Here is a 1,350-nt window from a genome sequence, read left to right as displayed (position 1 = left end):
TGAGGTTCACCCCGAACGGCGGACAGTGGTTCAAGCAGCTTCTGCTGCGACTGTCAGGGACTGTTCGTAGCGTATCGGACTGAACATCCCGAGGGCGGAGTGCCGCCTCACAGTATTGAACTTCTCGATCCAATTGTCAACTGCAGCAATCAGTTCCGCTTTGGTGGCATACGTGTGCCGGTAATAGTGCTCGTGTTTGAACGTCGACCAGAACGATTCGGCGGGACTGTTGTCCCAGCAGATCCCGGTGTCGCCCATGGATCGCTGAAGCTTGTGCACGGCACAGGACTTCGCGGTCAGTGCGGCGGTGAACTCGCCGCCGCGGTCCGAATGCAGCACGGTGCCGTCGACCCGGTGGCCGCGAGTCGCGACAGCGCGGTCGATCGCCTGGCAGACCATCTCGGCGCCGATGTGGCCGGCGATGGAGTGCCCGAGCACCCGGCGTGAGTGCCCGTCCCGGATCGCACACAGAAACATGTCACCTTCCCCGCAGGTCAGGTACGTGATGTCGGTCAGCCACACCGCGTCCGGGCGGCCCTGGTCGAACACCCGCCGTACCCGGTCGGGCGGATACGACGCCGCCGGATCCGCGACCGTCGTGCGGACCTTGAACGTCCGGGGGCTGATGCCCTCGAGCCCGATCTCGGCCATGATCGCCGCGACGGTCTTCGCCGATACCCGCTCGCCCTGTTCACGGAGTTCGGCGGTGATCCGCGGAGATCCGTAGGTGCCGTCGGAGCCGGCATGGACCTCGACGATCTTCACCGTCAGATCTGCTCGCCGCTGCTGGCGTGGCGTGAGTTCGATTGTGGCACTTCGCTTCTTCCAGTCGTAATAGCCCGAGGTCGACACGTCCAGCAGTCGTGCCATCTGCACCACGTCGAACAGCTCGGGCGAGTTCGCGGTGCCGGCCGTGCCGGCGACCATCTCGGCGTCGGGGGCGGCGCACTTCGCTATCAGTTCGAACCGGTCCGGTTGTGCTGCATCGCGGCAAAGTACGCCGAAGCTTTTTTTAAGAACTGAATGTCCTTGTCCTGCTCGGCAACTCGCTTCCGTAACGCGAGAAGTTCCGCTCTCTCGGAATCATCGAGTGGGGTGTCACCACGAGCAGTGGCCGCATCCACACGGCGGCGTTCGTCCTTGACCCAGTTGCTCAGCAACCCGGCATCGATCCCCAACTCCCGGGCGACCTCGGCGATCGTACGACCGGTATCGATCACCCGATGAGCAGCCTCGACCTTGTACTCGGCCGTGTACGAACGGCGCTTACGAGACGGAGGCATAGCAGACATCCTTCCAGCAGGACCACGATCCTGCTAAATCGGTGTCCGCTGCACAGGGTGAACCTCA

The 1,350-nt window shown here is 63.3% G+C and carries 2 protein-coding genes; both read right to left on the bottom strand.

Annotated elements, in window-relative coordinates; all coding sequences use genetic code 11:
- Window positions 1–30: 30 nt before the first annotated feature.
- Window positions 31–927: an IS3 family transposase gene (locus NRB56_RS38085; protein WP_153349237.1), complete on the bottom strand. Its 897-nt coding sequence runs from the start codon at window positions 925–927 to the stop codon at window positions 31–33.
- Window positions 928–956: 29 nt separating this feature from the next.
- Window positions 957–1,283: a transposase gene (locus NRB56_RS38080; RefSeq protein WP_194291144.1), complete on the bottom strand. Its 327-nt coding sequence runs from the start codon at window positions 1,281–1,283 to the stop codon at window positions 957–959.
- Window positions 1,284–1,350 lie beyond the last annotated feature (67 nt).

This window comes from Nocardia aurantia, from assembly GCF_009604425.1.
Classification (GTDB): Bacteria; Actinomycetota; Actinomycetes; order Mycobacteriales; family Mycobacteriaceae; genus Nocardia; species Nocardia aurantia.
Note: the sequence above shows the minus strand (reverse complement) of the source record. Positions and strands in the feature narration are given on the sequence as shown.

What these genes read in the sequence shown, in the direction of transcription:
- NRB56_RS38085 (WP_153349237.1), bottom strand. Translation starts at nt 927, where the DNA reads ATGGTCGCCGGCACGGCCGGCACCGCGAACTCGCCCGAGCTGTTCGAC.
- NRB56_RS38080 (WP_194291144.1), bottom strand. Translation starts at nt 1,283, where the DNA reads ATGCCTCCGTCTCGTAAGCGCCGTTCGTACACGGCCGAGTACAAGGTC.